General features: G+C 39.7%; 17 protein-coding genes and 1 pseudogene. 8 read left to right on the top strand and 10 right to left on the bottom strand.

Annotated features, from left to right (window positions below):
• Positions 1–121: 121 nt before the first annotated feature.
• From V7K49_RS18920 to V7K49_RS18905, 4 genes and pseudogenes are all read left to right on the top strand, one after another.
• Positions 122–622: an O-methyltransferase gene (locus V7K49_RS18920; RefSeq protein WP_335206850.1), complete on the top strand. Its 501-nt coding sequence runs from the start codon at positions 122–124 to the stop codon at positions 620–622.
• 171 nt (positions 623–793) lie between these two features.
• Entirely contained in the window at positions 794–1,846 is a 1,053-nt protein-coding gene (locus V7K49_RS18915) for an aspartate carbamoyltransferase catalytic subunit (RefSeq protein WP_335206848.1), read from the top strand.
• Between the two features lie 13 nt (positions 1,847–1,859).
• Positions 1,860–2,063 (top strand): annotated as a pseudogene (locus V7K49_RS18910) (Clp protease N-terminal domain-containing protein); the annotation flags it as partial.
• Between the two features lie 641 nt (positions 2,064–2,704).
• Positions 2,705–3,145 carry a pentapeptide repeat-containing protein gene (locus tag V7K49_RS18905; protein ID WP_273766803.1) on the top strand — a complete coding sequence of 147 codons (441 nt, stop codon included), beginning with the start codon at positions 2,705–2,707 and terminating at the stop codon, positions 3,143–3,145.
• 70 nt (positions 3,146–3,215) lie between these two features.
• Here the strand turns inward: V7K49_RS18905 and V7K49_RS18900 are convergent, their stop codons facing one another.
• From V7K49_RS18900 to V7K49_RS18855, 10 genes are all read right to left on the bottom strand, one after another.
• Positions 3,216–4,556 (bottom strand): TldD/PmbA family protein, encoded by a 1,341-nt coding sequence (locus V7K49_RS18900; RefSeq protein WP_334873089.1) that lies wholly within the window; start codon positions 4,554–4,556, stop codon positions 3,216–3,218.
• Between the two features lie 79 nt (positions 4,557–4,635).
• Positions 4,636–4,737: a hypothetical protein gene (locus V7K49_RS18895; RefSeq protein WP_442942318.1), complete on the bottom strand. Its 102-nt coding sequence runs from the start codon at positions 4,735–4,737 to the stop codon at positions 4,636–4,638.
• Positions 4,738–4,777: 40 nt separating this feature from the next.
• A complete protein-coding gene (locus V7K49_RS18890) occupies positions 4,778–4,960 on the bottom strand; it encodes a four helix bundle protein (RefSeq protein WP_335206847.1) in 183 nt (60 codons plus the stop codon).
• 69 nt (positions 4,961–5,029) lie between these two features.
• Positions 5,030–6,502 (bottom strand): TldD/PmbA family protein, encoded by a 1,473-nt coding sequence (locus V7K49_RS18885; RefSeq protein WP_334873087.1) that lies wholly within the window; start codon positions 6,500–6,502, stop codon positions 5,030–5,032.
• 613 nt (positions 6,503–7,115) lie between these two features.
• Complete coding sequence (locus V7K49_RS18880) at positions 7,116–7,940, bottom strand: glycosyltransferase family 2 protein (RefSeq protein ID WP_334873085.1); 825 nt, start codon at positions 7,938–7,940, stop codon at positions 7,116–7,118.
• A gap of 45 nt (positions 7,941–7,985) precedes the next feature.
• A complete protein-coding gene (locus V7K49_RS18875) occupies positions 7,986–9,290 on the bottom strand; it encodes an NAD(P)/FAD-dependent oxidoreductase (protein WP_335206846.1) in 1,305 nt (434 codons plus the stop codon).
• 86 nt (positions 9,291–9,376) lie between these two features.
• Positions 9,377–9,733 carry an EamA family transporter gene (locus V7K49_RS18870; RefSeq protein WP_335206845.1) on the bottom strand — a complete coding sequence of 119 codons (357 nt, stop codon included), beginning with the start codon at positions 9,731–9,733 and terminating at the stop codon, positions 9,377–9,379.
• 33 nt (positions 9,734–9,766) lie between these two features.
• Complete coding sequence (locus V7K49_RS18865) at positions 9,767–10,150, bottom strand: EamA family transporter (protein WP_334873079.1); 384 nt, start codon at positions 10,148–10,150, stop codon at positions 9,767–9,769.
• A 273-nt stretch (positions 10,151–10,423) separates the two neighbouring features.
• Positions 10,424–10,675, bottom strand: coding sequence for a hypothetical protein (locus tag V7K49_RS18860; RefSeq protein ID WP_335206843.1), 252 nt, complete (start codon positions 10,673–10,675; stop codon positions 10,424–10,426).
• A 1,394-nt stretch (positions 10,676–12,069) separates the two neighbouring features.
• Positions 12,070–12,408 carry a hypothetical protein gene (locus V7K49_RS18855; protein ID WP_335206842.1) on the bottom strand — a complete coding sequence of 113 codons (339 nt, stop codon included), beginning with the start codon at positions 12,406–12,408 and terminating at the stop codon, positions 12,070–12,072.
• A gap of 614 nt (positions 12,409–13,022) precedes the next feature.
• Here V7K49_RS18855 and V7K49_RS18850 point away from each other — a divergent pair.
• The 4 genes from V7K49_RS18850 (at position 13,023) to V7K49_RS18835 (ending at position 16,666) form a co-directional block, all read left to right on the top strand.
• Positions 13,023–15,182 (top strand): Tex family protein, encoded by a 2,160-nt coding sequence (locus tag V7K49_RS18850; RefSeq protein ID WP_335206851.1) that lies wholly within the window; start codon positions 13,023–13,025, stop codon positions 15,180–15,182.
• 13 nt (positions 15,183–15,195) lie between these two features.
• On the top strand, positions 15,196–15,561 hold the full coding sequence (locus tag V7K49_RS18845; protein WP_335206841.1) for a 2Fe-2S iron-sulfur cluster-binding protein: 366 nt from the start codon (positions 15,196–15,198) through the stop codon (positions 15,559–15,561).
• Between the two features lie 390 nt (positions 15,562–15,951).
• Entirely contained in the window at positions 15,952–16,350 is a 399-nt protein-coding gene (locus tag V7K49_RS18840) for a phage holin family protein (RefSeq protein ID WP_334873069.1), read from the top strand.
• Positions 16,351–16,477: 127 nt separating this feature from the next.
• The gene (locus V7K49_RS18835) at positions 16,478–16,666 is read left to right on the top strand and encodes a YqaE/Pmp3 family membrane protein (RefSeq protein ID WP_334795633.1); all 189 of its coding nucleotides are present in this window, start codon (positions 16,478–16,480) and stop codon (positions 16,664–16,666) included.
• Positions 16,667–16,921: the final 255 nt, after the last annotated feature.

The raw sequence follows: 16,921 nt of genomic DNA, 5'->3' as shown, positions 1-16,921 counted from the left end.
AACCCCCTAACTGTTAAGGGAGAAGTCGGATTTTCTTGGCTCTGTTCAATATAACGGAATGTAACAATACTATCTTTGGCAACTTGGTATAAGAACACTTGCTGCCAGCAAACCTGCTGGTATGTTTCTTGAACTGGGCACAGGAACTGGTATGTCTGCTGCTTGGCTTTTGAGCGGTATGGATCATAAATCCAAGCTGATCTCAGTTGACCAAGATGAGAAAGTGATAGCTGTTGCCAGAAAGTATTTGGGTCAAGATCGGAGAGTGGTTTTCCATACAGAGGACGCAACAATTTTTTTAGGTAAAATAGCTACTCAAAGGTTTGATTTTATATTCGCTGATGCATGGGTAGGAAAATATAGCTACCTTGAGGATACGCTCAATTTGCTTAAGTTGGGTGGCTTGTACATTATTGATGATATGTTGCCTCAAGCCATGTGGTCTGAGGATCAGGCTTCAAAAGCTAGCCAGCTGATTTCAAGCTTAGAATGCAGGAGCGATTTGACGCTTTCAAAAATTAACTGGTCTACAGGGTTAGTAATTGCAGCGAAAGTTAGAGGACAGACAGCGGCAGGATTGCCAGGAGAGCGATTTTTTTCGGGGGAGATGGGTAACAATTAAGTGATTTATGTAATACCTTATCCAATTGACAAGCGCTATATAAATCCTTGATGCTAGAAACAACAAGTAGGTAATTTGATATAAGACAGGTGATATCATTTCCTCTGCATATGTAAATTAAAAAGCTGTAGAGACGCGATCGCTCTCTATGCAGGAAACTGATTGCTATTTATGCCTACTACCACCTGGAATCGTCATCACATTCTTTCCCTAGCTGACTTCACAACCGCTGAATATGATACAGTTTTGCAAACTGCTGCCAGTTTTCAAGAGGTACTATCACGGCGGACGAAGAAAGTGCCAACCTTACAGGGACATGTGGTGGCGAATTTATTTTTTGAACCCTCTACCCGGACTCGCAGCAGTTTTGAAATCGCTGCCAAACGCTTAAGTGCTGATACACTGAACTTCGCCGCAGCCACTTCCTCTATGACTAAAGGAGAGACAATTCTCGACACGGCGAAAACCTATTTGGCCATGGGAACTGATATTATGGTAGTCCGCCATCGAGAGGCAGGAGTACCGAATGCGATCGCGGCTGAAATGGATCGTTTAGGTGTACGAGTTAGCGTCCTCAATGCTGGTGATGGTCAACATGAGCATCCTTCCCAAGCCTTGCTAGATTTATTTACCATTTGTACTTTAATTGACCCAGATCACCCCCGACTAGAACTTTTAAAGGGTAAAAAGATTGCTATTGTTGGAGATATTCTCCATTCTCGCGTGGCGCGATCGAATATTTGGAGCTTAATTGCCAGTGGTGCCGAAGTGCATCTGGCAGCACCACCAACCCTCTTACCCAAGTTATTTGCCGAGTATATCTTGGAATCAGGAGTCAGAAGTCAAGATTTTGTTATCTCCTCATCTCCGTCATTCCCCACTCCCCACTCCCCAAATCAACAACTTTTTTTACATTGGCATCTGGAACCAGCTTTGCAGAATGCTGATTTTGTCATGACTTTGCGCTTGCAAAAGGAACGCATGACGGCTCATTTGCTGCCAAGTTTGCGAGAATATCATCAGCTATTTGGCATTACACGCACAAAGCTGCAACTTTGTAAACCTAACGTCAAAATTTTGCATCCAGGCCCAGTCAACCGTGGTGTTGAAATTAGCTCTGAGTTGATGGATGACCCAGAATTTAGTCTCATTCAATCGCAAGTTACCAGTGGTGTTGCTGTTCGCATGGCCTTACTGTATTTGTTAGGTAGCGGCAAGGCTTAATTGACATCCACCTTTAGATATTCCTTTCACACCCAGAGCCAAGCAGGCATTAGAACAATCTTGACAACTTGGTGTTAACTACGTTGGCACAGAGCATCTGCTCTTAGGTATTCTCTGTGAAGGTGCAATAGGTAGAGGAAAGGGAGTAGCAATTAGGGTTCTGCAAAATCTTGGGGTAGACCTGGTTTCATTAGAACAACGGCTGCCAAGAGCTTTGACTACGAATTTTAGATAAAAGATTTTAGATAAAAGATTTTTTGGTTCATGCCCCGCCCCGCTCTTGGAGACGCTAACGCGAACGTGGGCGGAACAAATCCAAAATTCTCAATTTACAGCAGAATTCAAGTATTTGAACCACATCTGTCGTAGGGGCGCAAGGCCTTGCGCCCCTACCGCGTGGTCTATTTACCTGAAAATAGCTGTAAAATTCGGCTTGCCCCATACCCTTGTGGTCGGGGTCAATCCAAAAGACGCTCTCTTACGAGACGCGCAAGGGACGCGGACTCGCTCTAAGCGTACCCCTGCGGGGAAGCAAGCTACGCGTAGCGTCTCTAAAAGTTGCTATGCCGCAGGCTTTACGCTGCGCTATCGTCAATTCCATTATCCAAAATTGATTGACTTAAGATGCTCAGACGTTTATACGTATATAGAGACACAAACTACTGCGTCTCTATAACGTAAAATTATTTCTAATAATCTTTTAATTTTAGTCCGATCGGACTACCTCACAGAAAAATACATAGTCTCATAGAAATTATGTATTCCTCCGGTCGCATGAGGACAGAATTCTGTAATCTTGGCACACTGGTAGCGTAGAAGTTAAGAATTTAATGACTTCTAGAAGTGTCGGAGGTAAATATGAAACGAATTTTTTTGACGGCAGCAGCCATACTCAGCACGCTATCTTTAGCTGCTCCCATTCCCGTCAAAGCAGAAAACTCCGCCCCTGTCCGGCGCTTACTGGAAACTAGAGCATGTTTAGGATGTAATTTAGCAGGTGCAAACCTCAAAGGCGCTCATCTCATAGGTGTTGACCTGAGAAATGCAAATTTAAAAGGGGCTAATCTCGAAGGCGCTAACTTAGAAGGTGCCGATTTAACTGGTGCCAATTTGAAGTCTGCTAATCTCACAAAAGCATTCGTTAGCGACACTATCTTAAATAATGCCAATCTCACCAACGTTAATTTGAGTAAGTCCCGTTTATATAATAGTGATGTAAATGGCGCAGTTTTGGCTAATATTGATTTAAGCGGTGCTGATGTATTTAATACTGCCATTAGCATTGGTGGTGAATACTAATGGTGAGTCATGATTTCAAAGTGATGAGTTAAGAGTTATATTCAACTCCTAACTCTGCACTTGGTAAGTTTTATTCACCGGTAATCGACAGTTCATTAACCCAGATTTTTGGGCAAACCCCCCCTGGCGTTAACTCAGCCTCTTTTTCTACATAAATAATTGACTTTAAGAGTTCTAAGAAATCGCCAGCAACAGTTGCTGACTCAATACTCGTCTTGACACCCTTATTAACTAGCCAACCATCAAACGGCAAAGAAAAAGAACCTTGCAAGGATTTAACTCCTGCATGAAGAGCTTGTAAATCATCGATAAAAATCACATTTTCAGCCGTTTCTAAGCTCAACTCTTCTTCAGGAGTTGCTGTTGTAAAAACGTGATAAAAATTGGGACTAACGCTGACTTTTGCACCAATACTGGCATTACCTGTTGGCTGGGTATTTAGCCTTTTAGCAGTGCCTGCACTGTGGAGAAAGCTTGTTAAAACACCATTTTCAATCAGCGAAATCTGACGAGTAGGAGTTCCTTCACCATCAAAAGTCTCTGCACCAACGTTAGCTGGGTGAAGTGCATCATCAAAAACCGAAAGCAGAGGAGAAGCTATTTGCTTACCTAAATCATCAGGAGTAGATAGACTTTGATTATCCAAAATACTTTGGGCATTGAACAAGTTAGAAAAACCACCCAACAGACTTAAGAAAGCTTCCGGGGAGAAAACAACTCGATATTTACCAGTCTTGATTTTTTCATAGTTCAAGTGGCTGATAGTTTTATCGGCGGTTTCTTTGATGCAACCATTGATGTCTAGATTATCTAAACTTTGGTTGATTCTGAAAGCACCTGCACTGCGCGGCTTTTTCCCTTCTTCCTCAGTTTTGCTGTAAAGATAAACTGATGCTAAGGAGTGAGATTCAGTTCTCGCTGCACCGTCACTATTGAGATAAAATCTATCAATATCTCTTTGCGATAACCCATTATAAGGCACACCTTTAATTGCTGGATGAGCTGCCAGTAATTCTTTTTCAGCTACCAACAATCTTTTTATGAGTTCAGCAACAGGTGCTTGAGGTGTCTTATCCTGAGGTTTATTTGGGATAGGAACAGTAGCTTCTGGACTAAAATCAGGAACATTTTCCTTAACACCAAAGAAACTGGCTTCGTAGGCAGTTTTCAAAGCTAATTCCAGTCCCTTGGGATCTACATCTGTAGTGCTGGTGACACCCATTGTATTATCTTCATTCCAGACACGAACAGTAACACCAGAGCGATTTGAGGCTTTGACTTGTTGTGGCTCACCTTGGTCTACTTGCACGCTAGTGTCATCTACTGTTGAGCCATAAATGTCAAATTTCTTAATCCCAAGCTTCTCAGCATTGTCCTTAGCAGAATTTACAATCTCATTGATATTCGGCATACTCAATTTTAGATTTTGGATTTTAGATTTTGGATTGGAAGCGATTCCATTTTAGATATTAAATTTTGGATTTTGGATGTTATGACTTATATTTTTCTGGTAGTGTTTTTATTGACGCAACAGTCATAGCTAGAATTTCGGTAGCTTCTTGCATTAGGCTTTTTAGTTTTTCTGCTGTCATTAATCCAGATTTAATAACAAGCTCCAACCAGTAAAGCGTTTCAATCAGCTTCTTCTTCCACAATACCGAGTTTGGCAATTAAATCAGCTGTTGATTGAGCTAGACAGGCTGCTCGATAATTAGCACCAACTGAAGTTGCTGAACATAACAACTGTTTGCCAATGACATCAGCAACTCTAGTTTGTGGCAGTTGCTCAACTAGACGAATAACTCGTAATGCCAACTGCTTTGTTTTAGCCTTAAACTCCTACTCATTCACAATCCAAAATCCAAAATCTAAAATCTAAAATTCTTATCGTCCACCTACGGTAATAGAATCAACCTTGATGTGGGGCTGTCCTACTGTGGTGTAAATACTGCCACTAACAGAGCCACAAAAACCTGGTGCAATTTCCAAATCTTGGGAACACATAGAAATTTTATTCATAATTTCCTTGGCTTCACCAATCAGAATTGCTCCCTTTAGCGGTTTTGTAATTTTGCCATTTTCAATCAAATAAGCTTCATCGACACCAAAATTAAATTGACCTGTAGCACCAACGCTACCACCACCCATCTTTTTACAATAAATACCTTTATCAACAGAGGCAAATAAATCATCAATGTTATATTCGCCAGAATCAATATAAGTATTACGCATCCGGCTAGCAGCGGCAAAGGTATAATTTTGGCGGCGTCCACTTCCAGTTCTGGGGTGTCCGGTGCGTGCAGAACCTGTTCTATCTGCTAAGAAATTTTTGAGAACGCCTTTTTCAATTAATAGGGTTCTTTGAGCAGGCATACCTTCATCATCCATATCAATTGTCCCGAAGGCATTTTCAGAGCGCCCTTCATCCCAGGCTGTCAAACTTTCGTGGGCAATTTTTTCACCTTTTTTGTCAGCAAAGGGAGTGGTATTGCGTTCAATTTGAGTGGTTTCTAGCAGGTGTCCGCAGGCTTCGTGGAAGATTACGCCGCCAAAGTGATTGGCCATAATAATCGGGTAAGTACCTGATTCCACATAATCTGCGTAGAGCATTTTTCCAGCAGATTCTGCTATTTTCTCAGCGGCTTGTTGAGAATCCCAAGTTCTCAAGAAGTTGGCATCGCTAGTGTTACCAGCGCGATCGCCAATTGAGGTACGATTAGCACCATCAGCACACAACAGGTTAAATCCTACTGACTGGGTGAGCCGAATGTCACGGGCAAAAGTACCATCACTGGCGGCGATTAAAACTTCTTGCCAATCCCGGAAATAGCTAGCCCGGCGCGATTGAACGTGGCTAGCTTTTTGCTTCAGATGGGCAGTACCATCAAGGAGGACTTCTCCCATTTCTCGGATGGAGCTACACACTGGTAGCCAGGCATCTTTGCCTCTTTTGGTGGCGTAATCTCTCAATAATTCCAGGTTAATTTCTGGGATGAAAGCTTTAGCAGTAGGTAGTTGCAATCCCAGGATAGAAAGACCTTTTTCTAAAGCTGCTTTCAAACCGGAAAACGAAAGGTCATTGGTGCTGACATAACAATCAGCTTTGCCGCGAAATACTCTGACTCCCGCACCCGTAGACAGACTGGGTGAAATACTGGTGATGGAGTCGTCTTCTGCAAGAGAACTAATATAGTTGCGACGCTCTAAAAATAATTCGATGAAGTCAGCGCCAGCGGCGCGTCCTAGTCCCAAGAGGGTAGCCAGGGGGGCTTCCCAGGTTTCATCGAAACGCTCTGGTGTGGAGGAATATTGGAGGGTGGGAAGTTGATTCGAGAGAAGTAGCGTACTTGTAAGCATGGGTAGCCTCGTCTGCTGGCGTGATTCAGAGATTTGACTGAAAAATCCTGGTGTGTTCAGTCTAACAAATCAGTGAAAGCCACAGTCGGTAGAAAGGCAGTAGAGGTTTCCTCACCTGGGAGACTTACTCTTTCCCTTTAAAGGTCAGTGAAATATTGTAAGTAACGCCCTTTCGAGAGCGATCTATCATGTAGAGTCGAGATAGAATACAATTTCATTTTGCGAGAATAGGGGTACAATATCTTGTCGCTGTTACTGACTTTGGCATGAAGCAAAATACTCAAATTATCTATGGCATAGTTGCACCCTGGTAATAAATGAAGAGAATATTTAGAGAATCATTTGTAATACTGGGTGTAGTGTTTTAGCCGCAGAGAATCAGCAAGCTTGAAAGTGAAAACATTTATACATTTATATATAATTGGAAGGCTAGTCTTAGACTGTCTTCCAATTTATTAAAGTATAGTAAGCAAAATCCACATATATTGGCAAAAGCAACAATTTCATCAAAGTTATTTTTGATTTCTGCCTTGCTCGTAGCTAGAATGACATCGTTGAGATAAACATTTTTCCATCCACTTAATTTTGTGCGAAACCCTATTTATTCTAAGGTCTATTTACGATTTGCCATTTTCAGGGGAATTCTTGTTGTTTCTTGCTCATTGAAAGTCTGACCTAAATTGGAAATTTGTCCTGTGGATAATAGATTCTTAAACAGGAGCTTTAGGGTTCGAGTAATAGTTTTAATAATTTTCATTTTGCTAGCAGTAGGCTTTTGATCGTATCTCAAAACCATTGGAATTTCTACGATTTTTGGTTTGAGCACTTTGGCTTTTAGCAGTAAATCTATCATGCAAGCAAATCCACTTTCAGTGAATAAACTGTCACCATAATACATATCCAGTTTACTGAAGAAAGTACGGTTATACAGCCTGTAACCACAAGTATAGTCTCTTACACCTGGTACACGGACTGCAATTCTAAAAAGCCAGCTGGCTCCGTAACTCATTATCTGTCTAAATGTTGATAAGCCTATGACTTTAGAGCCTTGTCGATATCTAGATGCGATCGCAATATCATAGCTACCAGCGATCATCGTGTCATACATCTTTATTAACAGTTCTGGTGGTTGAGTGTTGTCACAATCCATAGCAGCTAAAAAATCACCTTCTTTGGAAACTTCTAAGAAAGTCGTGAAACCTGTTTTGATTGCTTGACCTAAACCAGCATTTTTGGGATGTTGGACTAATTTCAGTAATATTCCCAATGATTGAGATTCTTCTAAAGCAGTTTGAGCAGTTGCATCACTACTGCCATCATCAACAAGAATCAGTCGGATCTCCATATTAGAGATTTGCTGCAATATCTGAAACTTTTTGAACAAGGGGCGAATTGATTCTTGCTCGTTGTATGCGGGTAAAAGAACAAAAAGACTCATAAAGACCTCATGTGATTTTGAAAATAAAATATCATTACTCAAATTTCAAGAATTCAGTAATGTTGATTTTTTGAGAAAATCATCAACCTGTCGCACAACTGCGTTATTGTTGACACTATCATTGACCAACTGTGAGGTATTGACGACGAAAAAATCATCGTTTTCAGTACTCACCTTTGGAACAAGGCTTGAATAATTTAAAACTTGTAGTGGCTGTACTTTAATAGCTCGATTAATGTGTGCTGCTACAATGTCATCTGCTTTGAGTTCCGGGAACATCAAACGTATACCCTGGAAAAATATTTGACGCAATTCATCATCTGGCTGTTTTAACAACGCGTCAGTGGAAAGTATATATTTTGGTAGGAATGTCATGTGATATCCTGCTGTCTCTTGCAAAGAAACTAAGTTGCTCATACCGATGACTCCGGTAAAGGGAATATTTCTATCGGCAATATTTACCACGTAATAAGGAACTAGAGCCTTGCGAGTAATCAGTACCATGCAGATTACACCCAGGTATTCTACTGTTTCACCAGTGTCTGAAACTTTCACCAGTTCATTGGCAGCAACCTGTTGCAGAATATTAACTGGGCCAGTAAAGATGACTTTATCAAAATGTTCCTTTTTACCCTGAAATTCTACCCACATTCCACCCCCTGGATGAGGTGCGATATATTCTACCGCAACACCTGTGTGGATATGACCTCCAGCCGCGTAAATTAATTTTTCTATATGGTCAAAAACAGTTTTATAACCACCTGAGACATAACCAAGTTGTTCTTTATTTAATGAAGAATCCCGCGCTGAAAATAGTCGTTTGATATAAGCCCAGATAAAAACTGCTGATATTCGCTTATAGTTCTCTCCTAATTTGGATAGAAGCAAGGGTTTCCAGAGTTTTTCGTATGTGCTTTTACCACCAAGTTTCAATAGCCAATCTTCGACTAAAATCTTCTCTAAGCGCCGCCAATTATTAAGACGTGAACCATACAGGAGAGTAAAAGCTAATCTAATTTTACCTATAAGTCCAAATAGAGGAAAGCGCAGAAATTCTATACTGTTACTAATAGAATAAAATTTTTTCTTATCGTAGAAACCTGTTAAACTTCGATGCCAACGCAGTTTATCTCCAAGACCAATATCTCTGAGAAAATTTATTAAGTGAGTATCAGAAGGTAGGATAACGTGATAAAAGCGATCCCAGGTAAACAGCCCATAATCATGATAGGTGGTAAGTCCACCAAGCTGCTTGCTGCTATCGAAGACAGTGACAGTATGTCCTTGATGTGAAAGACGTTGGGCTAATACTAGCCCAGTTATACCCCCGCCAATAATGCCTATATTCATAAATTTAGATTTTTGTAGGGATGTTTTTGAGATTTATCTTCAGAGGTTTTTAATATTAATCACCTCGATGTTTGTGTCTTGAGCTATTAATTTACAACAAGAATTACACCAGTTATGATAATGGAAATTCCTAACCACTGGCTAAATAGAACCTGCTCTTTTAGGAGATAGTGAGAAGCAATCGGTATAAGCGCATACATTAATCCTAGAACTGGAAATGCTTGACTCAGAGGAATTGTCCGCAATACATAAAGCCACAATATAGTCATAAATGTATAGCAGATAAACCAAATCAAAAAATAACGAGAGAATAACAGATTTCGGATAGATGTGCTTGCTCCTTTAGTAGGGCTAGAAATGTAAAGTCCATACTTTAGTGATAGGTTAGCTGTTGTTCCTAATATAACAACAAGCATTAAAAGTAGCCAAATAATTATGTTCATTTATCGATACTTATTAGAGAATTAACTAAAAATTTATATAGACTTTTTAAGTGGAATAGCCACTAAAAGAACACCCAGGAAAATAATGATTACTCCTACTATTCGAGTTAGTGTAATCACCTCATCAAAAAAGTAGTATGAACCTAAAAGTATACCGACATAATTTAAACTAGTCAGTGGATAAGCAATGCTCAATTTTACAGAGCGCAGAGCCAATATCCAATTTGCTATTCCTAAGCAATAAACACTAACAGCTAATGCTAATTGTTCAATAAATACCCAAGTAAATAGTCCCTCATTTGTCTGGCTCATGGTATGCTTCATCAGCAATTGCCCAGAAATACTAAATAAAATACTGATAAACAGGATGATATAAGGAATTATTTTAAAGTTTGAAATTTGCGAGATAGATTTCATTGTACATTTGCCTCAATCGAGATAAGAGGTATGAAGCGGACAGTAAACAGCCCGTTGTTTTGAACGTTTTGGATTTCGCTCACACCTTCTGTGCAATTCAACCTCTACTTCAGTAAATAGACAACAAAATGAAGAAGGCTATGTTAGAAGGACTGATATCAAAATGACTCTTGAAGCTCATGTTCTAGAGTTAGCAACTAAATACTATGCAGCTTGCAGGATGGTTGCTGTATTATCACAGCGTCCTATATAATCAAAGTAGAGCACGCTAAATTAGTTTACTAGGTTATACTCCCAGACAAAGCAGTTTTTTTGCTTGGTAATTGGCATAATCAATTTAGGCTTTGCCCAACTGTGAATTGCAGAAATCTTCCGTATCAGCCAGTCATGCTTCAAGACTACTTTTGATGCGATCGCAATATCTAGTTTATAGTGGATGCAGACATCGGGAAGATTGAAGGCTTTGCCACAAATTTGTGGACAAAATTTAGCAGTCCGCGACGCCGAATAGCCCGTCGGAGACATAACTTATGCTGAATTCGGATTCGACCTGCATGTTCACTAGATGAAGCTAAGGGAATAAAAATGGATTGCCAGAATTTTTGATTAATCCATTCATTAACTTTCATCAGTTGTATGCTGCTGTAGAAATCTTGTTGAAGACACTACTGAACTTCTCAACCCATTAACTTAACTGGATTGATAAATTGTTCTTAATTTGCTCCAGGAAAGTTTATTCATTTACTGATATACCATAGAATTTCTCCAGGCTCACAGACATATCTGTAACCTCGGCTGGAAACTAAGCCGATTAATAAAAATTTGTACTCGAATTGAGTGTCTATACGTACTCTTTTTATGCATAATAAACAAAATTAACAGAAGTCTGCTTGGCTGCGGAAATCAAAGACAGATGAATCAGTCTACAGTCATCCGCTTTACAGGTTTCTAGGGAATTTTACTGAATATGCAAAGGGAGTTTTTGACGAGACTAACGGCTAATGTAAACTAGCCTTTGGTGATCAACTCACAGCTTGCGTTGATTTAAGCGGATTTGAGATGTTTTTACATTATTTAGTATTAGGCTTAATTGTTCTTAATCTTAATTATATGTAATTTTAACTAGAGTTTTATCTCAAAATTTATTGTTACATATAATTACTTACTAGAATACCACGATAAAAGGGTGTTGCAAATTTATCGCCATACTTCATCAAAAATTCATTTCCCGAAAATATACTTAAACAAAAACTTCATCAAATCGAAATTAAATCGAAACTTTCCTGTAGATGAATTTTTATTTTTAAGGATTTGTCCATTTATGCAGCACTTTCTGGCTAATCAACTTGCAGTATCAGACTCTAGAAGTGCAAAGTTAAGAGTTTGTAGAAAGCAGAATTGAAACTTGGACAACAATGCAAGTAATGGTTTACTGTAGTACATTAATACACTTACTATAATAAAAATTACAGTTGGTAACCGAGAGTCTGAATCGTTTTCTATTTATCCACGAAAATCATCAAATTCAGATATCTCAGACAAAACTTACTTGAGAGTTAATTCAGAGTTTCAGTAAGTCGGAAGACCCTATTTCTGAATCCTAGTATCAAACTTTCTTTGATCCTAAAATTGATTGTAAGTATACTTGTAAAAATTGGTGTCGCCTTACATATGGAAAAGCTTAACAATAGTTAACCTAACCATAACGTTCATGGGCTAAAGTAGAATATTAAGCTTGCCATTATTAGAAAATATTCCATTTAAAAAGATAAGTCTAAAGTGGTCAAGGCTATACTCACGCAGGATAATTTCCGATCAAAAAATTACCAACGTCCGTTTTTCAGCACATTAGTAGGTTAACTGTCTGATAATTTCCGGCAGTTTAAAGTTGAGAAAAAATTAGTTCGTGGTAGCTGGTATTAGTTAATTTCTCTAGGTTGTTTTCTTCTAGCTTCAGTTTGCTTGGACTCATTTTCCTGCAAAAATTTGTTGGTAATGATTAAGACAATCATTAACAATCCAAACTGAATCTGCCAGGGTGCTAATACTAAACTTAAAATAAAGCTAATGGCTGCAAATACACCTGCAAGATACGCAATTTCATCAGTACTCTTTTGAAAGAAGTAGCCAGTGGCTAAAGCAGTACACAGTAGTATCAAGAAAAACAAAGGCATCTGACTAACCTCTGAACTAAAAGTTGTTGTGCTTATAAAACAAATTGAAATTGTTTTTGGAATTGGGGTTAATTTTACATCCAATCAGGTTTTAGCCACAACAGTCGCTCGAAATAAATATTATAGAAAGTCAAGATTAGGCAACGTCGGATATTACACCAATTTGAATAATCATTCCGACAGATGAACCACCCAAAACCTTAGTGAATAACTCCTTCATTTGTAGTCAATGCTGGGTGTAGCAAGCTTTAAAAATAGGGGTGGCTACGCCCAGCAAGCTTTGAGTGTAAGAGTGCAGAATAGACGGTGACGTTTTTTGTGCCGCTTTCCCGACTCAGCAGAGCTGCGCTATGCTATACAAACTCTCGTTTTACTACGCGGATTAATCAGGTTCGAAACTTGCGTAGGTAGGTTTTGTCTATTTCACCAATTATCCTGTTATGAGTAATCATCTGGTAAATTAGCTTAAAACTTTGGCCTTGCGCCAGGATAAGGATCTAGCATATTACCTTTAGGTGATTTCTGATGAAAAAAATACCTATGTTGACGAGTTTCGACTTCTCTGCGAGACGCTACGCGAACGCTCAACTCTCGATTACTCAGTTGGTTGAGCGAAGTCGAAACCAACGGCTATGGTAATTTTATTACTAGAATTCACCTTAGAAGTAGCATTTTCATTTTTTCATTTTAGACACCTAATGCTGAACATTCCTCAACTATTGGCAACTGAAATAAACCTCAAACCCCATCAGGTGCAAAACGCGCTGGAACTTTTGGCGGAGGGTGCAACAATTCCCTTTATTGCACGTTACCGCAAAGAGCGCACTGATGAGATGAATGAAGTGCAACTACGTGAATTGGCTGATCGATATACTTATTTAACAGAACTGGAAGAACGAAAATCGGTAATTTTAAGTGCGATCGCCCAACAAGGTAAACTTACAGATGAACTCAAAGCTAAAATCTCATCCTGCTTACAAAAAACTGAACTTGAGGATTTATACTTACCCTATCGACCAAAGCGACGCACCCGCGCCACCATCGCCAGAGAAAAAGGACTCGAACTACTGGCGGAATTCATTAAGTCGCTAAATGTGAAAAATGCTGCAACGGCTTCACTGGAAGAAGAAGCGGCTAAGTATATTTCTGAAAGCAAGGGAGTAAAAACAGCAGAAGAGGCGCTCAAAGGTGCTGCTGATATTTTAGCGGAAGAAGTGGCTGAAAAAGCGGAATTACGGGCATATATCCGCAATTACCTTTTAGAAGAAGGGGTATTCGTCTCCCGCATCAAAGATGATTATCCCGAAGGTACAACCAAATTTGAGATGTACCGTAACTATCAAATTAGGGTAAAAAATATTGCACCCCATAATATGCTGGCGTTGTGTCGGGGTGAAACGGAAAAAATATTAAGCTTTGAAATTGCTTTTGATGAGGATACGGTACTTTACTATCTTGAGTCGAAAGAAATTAAAACCAAAGTTCGGACAATTCGAGATTTTTATCAGGCGATGTTGAAGGATGCATTTAACCGTTTGATGAAAGTCTCTCTAATGGGAGAGGTAATTTCTGAGAAAAAAGTCTATGCAGATATAGAATCAATCAAGACATTTGAAACTAATCTGCGGGAGTTGCTGCTGTCTGCACCAGCCGGAATGAAACCAACCTTGGCGATAGATCCTGGATTTAGAACTGGGTGTAAAGTTGCAGTCCTCGACCAAACAGGGAAATTTTTGGAATACCAAGCAGTTTTTCCCCACCAAGCTGCGGAACAACGACTCAAAGCTGCACAAACTGTCAAAAATCTGATTGAAAAATACAAGATTGCGTTAATCGCCATTGGTAACGGTACAGCGTCCCGCGAGACAGAGGAGTTTGTGACGCAAGTATTACAAACCATAGACCGCAAACCAGTTAAGGTGATGGTGAATGAGTCTGGCGCATCTATATATTCTGCAAGTACTGTAGCGCTAGAAGAGTTTCCCGATTTAGATATTACCGTGCGCGGTGCCATTAGCATCGGTCGCCGTTTACAAGATCCCTTAGCGGAACTTGTGAAAATCGATCCCAAATCCATTGGTGTGGGACAATATCAGCACGATGTCGATCAGAAGTTGTTGAAAAAGAAATTGGATGACACTATAGAAAGCTGCGTTAACTACGTCGGCGTAGACTTGAACACCGCCTCCAAAGAACTTCTGACTTCCGTCTCTGGGATTACGGCAACAGTTGCCAATAATATTGTCGCCCAGCGCAACCAGCATGGAGCCTTTAAAAATCGCCGACAACTTTTGAAAGTTCCGAAACTGGGGCCAAAAGCCTTTGAACAAGCGGCGGGTTTTCTGCGGATTCGCGGCGGTGACAACCCATTAGATAATACAGCAGTGCATCCAGAAAGTTACTCTGTAGTAGAAGCGATCGCATCTGATCTAAATGTGCCATTAAATCAGGTCACACAAATTGCTGAAAAACTTAAAAAGACCAACCTGAAGAAATACGTTACCGATAGTGTTGGCGAACCGACACTACGCGACATTCTTAGCGAACTAGAAAAACCCGGTAGAGATCCTCGTGCAGAGTTTGAGTATGCCACCTTCAGAGAAGGAATTAAGGAAATCAGGGACTTAAAGGTGGGAATGGAACTAGAGGGAATCATCACGAACGTCGCCAACTTCGGCGCGTTTGTCGATATTGGCGTACATCAAGATGGCTTGGTGCATATATCCCAACTTGCTGATCGATTTGTAGACGATCCCAACAAAGTTGTCAAAGTTGGACAAGTAGTCAAAGTGCAGGTGTTAGAAATCAACGAGAAACTCAAGCGGATTAGTTTGTCGATGAAAACAGTTAAACAATAATTAGAAACAGCAGATGCTAGTTTATCAAGTTCGATTCATCAATCCTACACTTGGGTTAGATCGCACCATTCAAGTACCAGATGATCAATATATTCTGGATATGGCAAAAGATGCTGGTATCCGCCTACCATCTGGGTGTAACCAAGGTGAATGTTCTGCCTGTGTCGCCAAACTGATTAGTGGTGAAGTTGATCAAAGTGAGCAAAAATTTCTGCGCCTAACTGAAATACAGGCTGGTTATGTTGTTACTTGTGTAACTTACCCCTTGTCTGATTGCACTTTAGAAACCCATCAAGAACAAGTCTTGTATAAATCAGCCCTTTACTATAAGCCTGAGTCGGGAAAATCTGAAACCTCGATTCCCCCTAACCTCCCTTAAAAAGGGGGGAACTAGAATCTTTTGCCCCCTTTTTAAGGAGATTGAGGGATTCTCTTTTGTGTCAGTCCTAACAGAGTAGGGGCGCATAGCTATGCGCCCCTACAATAGACCTCTTGCAAAAGTCAAAAAATCAAGAATGTCATTTTGAGCAAAACGCAGTCAAGAGAAGAATCTCACTACTCTGTTTCGCTTTGCTCAACATGACAATTTAAGCATTTATGCAAGACGTCTAATGTATTGCATCTATATGAGAATCCCTATGGTTTTCAAAATGATCGGTCTAACGGTAGAAACAAATTCTATCTTGCAAGAGAGGTTAAAACGTAGCACATGGTTAAAGATGAGATAAGAAGTTACAAACAAAAAATCTTTAGTGATTAGGTGAGAAAAATGTTAACACCATTATTAACCGCACTAGCTACAGCTTTGAGCCTGTTGATTGTTGATTTAGTTGTTCCAGGCGTTAATATTGCTAATTTCCCCGCAGCTTTGATTGCCGCTTTAATAATTGGTCTGATTAACGGTTCGGTTAAACCAGTTCTGTCTACTCTTTCCTTACCACTTAACTTTCTATCATTTGGAGCATTTTCGCTCATCGTCAACGGTTTTTGTTTCTGGTTAGCAGCAGTGCTAGTTCCTGGGTTCGGAGTTCGCGGGATTATTGGTTTCCTTCTTGGGCCAGTAATTCTAACTTTTGCTAACACCTTCATTAACAACTACTTTGTTGAAAAAAATCTTTTAGCCAGCAGTAGTGATGTAAAAAGCCAAGGTGAATTACCTTCTAGATAAATATTAAAGGGAGTAGAAATACAACTTTAATCACGTCTCTACTCCAAAGAAAATATCCGAAGGTGGATTTCATAATTCGGCATTTTCAAAAGAATGTAACTAAACAAAATCACAAAATTGTAACATCATGAAATTAGTTCGTTTTCTTCTAGGTTTATTAGTGCCTCCTTTAGGCGTTTTCCTGACAGTTGGAGTTGGTCCAACCTTAATTATTAACATTGTGCTCACAGTTTTAGGTTGGCTACCCGGTAGTATTCATGCAATTTGGGTGATTGCTAAGCATGAAGAACAAGTTAATCAAGAGGGACGTATTTAACTAATACGCAAAATTGATTTTAATAAATCTTAAGTAGGGTGCGTTATGGCTTTAGCCGTGACGCACCATTCTACTACGAAAATTAGAATTTATAGAACCCATTTGGGATCTGGTGTATTGTGAGATTAAAAGTATTTTTTATTACTTATGTATTCAAGCGGTTTAACAGATGAAGAGTGGTCAATAATTGAAGCATTATTGCCTAAAAAGAAGCTGACTCGTCCCCCAACATGGAGTAAAAGACAAATCTTAGAT

It is taken from the genome of Nostoc sp. (genome assembly GCF_036919675.1).
Classification (GTDB): domain Bacteria; phylum Cyanobacteriota; class Cyanobacteriia; order Cyanobacteriales; family Nostocaceae; genus Nostoc.
Note: the sequence above shows the minus strand (reverse complement) of the source record. Positions and strands in the feature narration are given on the sequence as shown.

Coding starts and splice junctions, on each gene's coding strand:
- V7K49_RS18920 (WP_335206850.1), top strand. CDS start 122: ATGTTTCTTGAACTGGGCACAGGAACTGGTATGTCTGCTGCTTGGCTT.
- V7K49_RS18840 (WP_334873069.1), top strand. CDS start 15,952: ATGTTAACACCATTATTAACCGCACTAGCTACAGCTTTGAGCCTGTTG.
- V7K49_RS18900 (WP_334873089.1), bottom strand. CDS start 4,556: ATGCCGAATATCAATGAGATTGTAAATTCTGCTAAGGACAATGCTGAG.
- V7K49_RS18835 (WP_334795633.1), top strand. CDS start 16,478: ATGAAATTAGTTCGTTTTCTTCTAGGTTTATTAGTGCCTCCTTTAGGC.
- V7K49_RS18885 (WP_334873087.1), bottom strand. CDS start 6,502: ATGCTTACAAGTACGCTACTTCTCTCGAATCAACTTCCCACCCTCCAA.
- V7K49_RS18850 (WP_335206851.1), top strand. CDS start 13,023: ATGCTGAACATTCCTCAACTATTGGCAACTGAAATAAACCTCAAACCC.
- V7K49_RS18870 (WP_335206845.1), bottom strand. CDS start 9,733: ATGAACATAATTATTTGGCTACTTTTAATGCTTGTTGTTATATTAGGA.
- V7K49_RS18880 (WP_334873085.1), bottom strand. CDS start 7,940: ATGAGTCTTTTTGTTCTTTTACCCGCATACAACGAGCAAGAATCAATT.
- V7K49_RS18860 (WP_335206843.1), bottom strand. CDS start 10,675: ATGTCTCCGACGGGCTATTCGGCGTCGCGGACTGCTAAATTTTGTCCA.
- V7K49_RS18915 (WP_335206848.1), top strand. CDS start 794: ATGCCTACTACCACCTGGAATCGTCATCACATTCTTTCCCTAGCTGAC.
- V7K49_RS18895 (WP_442942318.1), bottom strand. CDS start 4,737: ATGACAGCAGAAAAACTAAAAAGCCTAATGCAAGAAGCTACCGAAATT.
- V7K49_RS18845 (WP_335206841.1), top strand. CDS start 15,196: ATGCTAGTTTATCAAGTTCGATTCATCAATCCTACACTTGGGTTAGAT.
- V7K49_RS18875 (WP_335206846.1), bottom strand. CDS start 9,290: ATGAATATAGGCATTATTGGCGGGGGTATAACTGGGCTAGTATTAGCC.
- V7K49_RS18865 (WP_334873079.1), bottom strand. CDS start 10,150: ATGAAATCTATCTCGCAAATTTCAAACTTTAAAATAATTCCTTATATC.
- V7K49_RS18905 (WP_273766803.1), top strand. CDS start 2,705: ATGAAACGAATTTTTTTGACGGCAGCAGCCATACTCAGCACGCTATCT.